The 4,567-nt window shown below is 43.4% G+C and carries 3 protein-coding genes; 2 read left to right on the top strand and 1 reads right to left on the bottom strand.

Annotated features, from left to right (window positions below; all coding sequences use genetic code 11):
- Positions 1 to 289 precede the first annotated feature (289 nt).
- Positions 290 to 835, bottom strand: a complete 546-nt coding sequence (cysC, locus tag IM450_RS02085) for an adenylyl-sulfate kinase (RefSeq protein ID WP_104395846.1) — start codon at positions 833 to 835, stop codon at positions 290 to 292.
- Positions 836 to 1,096: 261 nt separating this feature from the next.
- On the opposite strand from cysC, the gene IM450_RS02080 reads away from it, so the two are divergent.
- Both IM450_RS02080 and IM450_RS02075 read left to right on the top strand, forming a co-directional pair.
- On the top strand, positions 1,097 to 3,265 hold the full coding sequence (locus tag IM450_RS02080; RefSeq protein ID WP_287668441.1) for a transglycosylase SLT domain-containing protein: 2,169 nt from the start codon (positions 1,097 to 1,099) through the stop codon (positions 3,263 to 3,265).
- Positions 3,266 to 3,501: 236 nt separating this feature from the next.
- On the top strand, positions 3,502 to 4,332 hold the full coding sequence (locus tag IM450_RS02075; protein ID WP_002804638.1) for an energy-coupling factor transporter transmembrane component T family protein: 831 nt from the start codon (positions 3,502 to 3,504) through the stop codon (positions 4,330 to 4,332).
- Positions 4,333 to 4,567 lie beyond the last annotated feature (235 nt).

The following is a 4,567-nucleotide window of genomic DNA, read 5'->3' as shown; positions in this document are numbered from 1 at the left end:
TTACTGTTTACTGTTTACTGTTTACTGTTTACTGTTTACTGTTTACTGTTTACTGTTTACTGTTTACTGTTTACTGTTTACTGTTTACTGTTTACTGTTTACTGTTTACTGTTTACTGATCACTGTTTAGACAGTCTTGCACTTTAGCCAGAGATATAATTAACTTGGCTTAGGTACTGAAGAAAAGGAGATTAACTAACAAATTTGCTTAAGGGGTTAATCGGGGGGTAGAGACGTTTGTAGTCCACGTCCCTACGATGTTTTCCAATAATACAAAGTTATTCTGGGATTAAACCGCCACAGCTTGATGAATGTAGCCTAATTCCGTCAATTTGTTCCAGACTTTGGCGACACTTTCCTCTAAAGTCTCTAAATCGGTGCGGCATTCCACTTCCGGGTTAAAAGGTGGTTCATAGGGATCATCAATTCCCGTAAAAGACTTGATTTCGCCAGCACGCGCTCTTTTATATAATCCTTTCACATCGCGCTCCTCACAGACGCTTAAGGGAGCATTCACGAAAACTTCGACAAAATTGCCGATTTTTCCCCGTACTTCCTCGCGAATCTCACGATAGGGAGAAATAGCTGAAACTAGGACAATCACACCGTGACGGGTGAGCAAATTAGACACAAAACCAATGCGACGGATATTTTCATCGCGATCCTCTTTACTAAATCCTAAACCTTTGGTGAGGTTCGTCCGTACTATATCGCCATCGAGAACCTCAATTGAATAACCTTCAGCGATTAATTTTGCCTGTAATGCCTCGGTAATCGTGCTTTTCCCCGCACCGCTCAATCCCGTTAACCAAACCGTCACGCCGCGCTGTTTCATAGTAATCATTAATAATACTTAAATCCTGTTTAGCGTACCATATCTCAGTGATCAGTGATCAGGAGTCAGGAGATAGGAGTCAGGAGTCAGGAGATAGGAGTCAGGAGATAGGAGATAGGAGATTATTTTATTTATTCTCCCCACTTCCCCACACCCCACACCCCACACCCCACACCCCACTTCCCCAACCTGATTGAAACAAACAACCTGTCACCACGATCACTGATAATGTAGGTTGAGTTACTGTCTTGAATTAAGGTAATGTTTAAGAAATTCCCCCCTCACACCCCGCTCATTCTTGGTCTAGGTTCTGGGGTTGCGCTTTTTACTCTCACCAGTCTCTTTCTCTTTCACCCAAAACTTCTCGCTTGGCTCGATCGCAATAGTGCTTCGGTTCCTAGCCAAGATCCTAACCAACCCTCTGCCGTAGTTGATAGCGCTTCCCTACCACAAACCGAGCGAGATGTCAAGTTAAAAGATGTGGCCGATGCCAATGCAGCCTCTTTAGATCGTAGTCGCGCCCGCTATCTCCTGGCTATGGATTTATTGAGAAAATATGAAGGGGGTCCGGCTTTAAAACAATTAGAAGGCTTAGAAAAACAATATCCTGTCCTCGCTCCCCAGATTCTCTTCAAACAGGGACGCGCCCAGGAATTAAGCAATGATAGTGAAAGAGCGCGAGAAATTTGGCAAAAATTAATTAAAACCTATCCCCAATCGCCCGTAGTGGCAGAAGCTTACTACTCTTTGGGCAAATACGACCCCAGTTATCATGAGAAATTGCTCAAGGAATACCCCCGACACCCGCGCACTTTGGCTTTAATTCGCCAACGTCTTCAAGAAAATCCCGATCAATTTCCCTTATGGTTACAGTTAGCCAAGGCTAATCCTTTTGATCCTACCCTCAATCAGGCCCGCGATCGTTTGGTGAAAGACTACGCCGAGCAGTTAACTCCAGCGGATTGGGCAATGATTGGGGCAGGTTATTGGCAGTCGGGATTGTACGAAAAAGCCTATAAAGCCTACGCTAAAGCCACTCCTAGCCCCGAACAAGCCTATCGTTACGCCCGTGGGCTACAAATTGCCAAAAAACTGCCAGAAGCTCGCAGCGCTTACCAAAAATTAATTAAAACCTATCCCCAGGCCCCAGAAACCGGTTTGGGATTACTGCGACTCGCCCAAATTTCTCCTAACCGCGATGCCATAGCATATCTCGATCGCATTGTCAAGCAATTTCCCGATCGCGCTCCGGAAGCTTTGGAAGCGAAGGCCAAATTACTCAACTCAACTAATGCCCAGGCCGCTAGTCAAACATGGCAGACTTTATTAAATAAATACCCAAAATCCGACGAAGCCGCCGATTATCGCTGGTTAATGGCCCAAAGAGCCGCTAAATCCGGTGATTACGCCAAGGCGTGGCAGTGGGCGCAGCCAATTGCGGTTAATAATCCCGATAGTCAAACTGCTCCGAAAGCGGCCTTTTGGGTGGGAAAATGGGCGCAAAAACTCGGCAAAAACCAAGAAGCAAAACAAGCTTTTACCTACACTATTTCTCGTCATCCCCATTCCTATTATGCTTGGCGCTCGGCGGTTTTATTAGGTTGGGACGTGGGGGATTTTACCACTGTCCGCTCCTATAATCCTACCACCGTCAAACCCGCCACCCGTAACGCTCCCCCCGCCGGTTCGGAAGCTTTCAAGGAATTATATCGAATTGGTGAAGATACGGACGCTTGGAATCTCTTCCAAGCAGAAATTGTTGATCCTTGGAATTTAACCGTTGACGAACAATTTAACCTCGGTGTCTATAAACTCTCTCGCAATCAAAATTTAGAAGGAATTAACCTGATTTGGCGCTTGCGAGAAAGAGATACCCCGGAGGAAAAGAAAGCTTGGAAAGTCCTGCGACAAAATGATAAATACTGGCACGCTTTATTCCCCTTTCCCTACTACGATAGCATCCTGCAATGGTCAAAAGATAGACAATTAAATCCCCTGCTAGTGACAGCTTTAATCCGGCAAGAATCCCGCTTTGAAAAAGAAATTCGTTCTCCTGTGGGGGCAGTGGGATTAATGCAAATTATGCCCGATACGGGGAAATATATCGCGGGTAATACTGGCAATAAAAGTTATTCTTTAACTAATCCTGAAGATAACATTATGATGGGGACATGGTATCTCGATTATACCCATGGCAAATTCGCCGGAAATTCACTTTTTGCCGTGGCTAGTTATAACGCCGGACCCGGGGCAGTTTCCAAATGGAAACAGCGTTTTGATTTTAGCGATCCCGATCAATTTGTCGAGAATATTCCCTTTAGAGAAACTAAGGGTTATATAGAATCGGTGTTTGGTAATTATTGGAATTATCTCCAGATTTATAACCCCGAAATTCAAGAGCAAATGAAGAGAATTACTAACCCTTCCTAGGGGATTGATGGGGATGGGTAATTAACTCATTTCCTTAAAGTTATAATTAAATTGAAGATAGATCCCCCCTTAATAAGGGGTGTGCCGATCCCCCCTGCCCCCCTTGATAAGGGGGGTGCCGATCCCCCCTGCCCCCCTTGATAAGGGGGGTGCCGATAGGCGGGGGGATCCCCCTTAATAAGGGGGGCATCTGACAGTTTTTAACACCTAGCTACTTACTAACTTTTTTCTTAATTATGCAATCATTTAACTGGCAAACCGTCGATCGAGATTCTCCTTTTACTCGCCTAGATTTTCGGACCAAATTAACCATGATGATCGTGGTTACTCTCATCGCTTTTACTTGGGAAAGTCCTCTCGCTGGCGGTTTTCTAACTCTTATTGTCGCTTTAGCTTGTCTCTGGGCGGGGGTAAAATGGTCTTATCTCCTCACTATTTTAAAATTCATGGCTCCCTTTTATCTATTCTTATTAATTACCATGGGATTTTTTAATGTGGAACAGGTAAAAACTTTAACGGGAAAAACTGAATTAACTCCCTTATTAACTGTCGGTTCTGCTCAAATGACTGTCGAGGGAACCCTCTACGGTTTAAATGTGATCTTTAAAACTCTCACCATGGTTTTAATTATTCCCCTCGCTATTTTTACCACTGATATAAATCAGATGATGGTGAGTTTAACTAAAGCCAGAATTCCTTACAAAATAGTTTTTATTTTTTCCTCTACCCTGCGCTTATTTCCTCTCCTAGTAGAAGAATCTCGCTCGATTATTTCTGCTCAAAGATTACGAGGATTAGCAATAGAAAAAATGGGTTGGTTACAAAAAGGAAAAATTTACGCTTCTATCGCTGTACCTTTAATTTTAAACGCTATGGCTAAATCGCAAAAATTAGAGGTAGTTCTACAGGCTAAAGCTTTCTCTGGTGATCCCGATCGCACATTTTTACAGGAATCAATCTTAACCAATAAAGACTATTTATTAATTATTGGCTTTCTATTTTTATTGGTTTTGGCAATTATTCTCTATGTAAAATTCGGGGTGGGAAAATTTGCCTGGCTATTTTAAAATTAATCCCTATTGTAAGTAGTTAGGTGTTAAAAACTATCAGATGCCCCCCTTATTAAGGGGGATCCCCCCGCCTATCGGCACCCCCCTTATCAAGCTATCCATTAGTCACATCTTTCTTAACATAAAATTTGACAAAAAGAGAAAAGTGTGCAAGATGGCTCAAGGGGGTTCTATGGGGGGACTAATTTGATGAGATAGTTTCCAAGTCTCGCTGATATCATGTAACCTTCGC

The sequence above is a fragment of the Microcystis sp. M083S1 genome (assembly GCF_020246405.1).
Lineage (GTDB): Bacteria > Cyanobacteriota > Cyanobacteriia > Cyanobacteriales > Microcystaceae > Microcystis > Microcystis aeruginosa_C.
The sequence above is the reverse complement of the archived record's forward strand: the minus strand, read 5'-3'. Positions and strand labels throughout refer to the sequence as shown.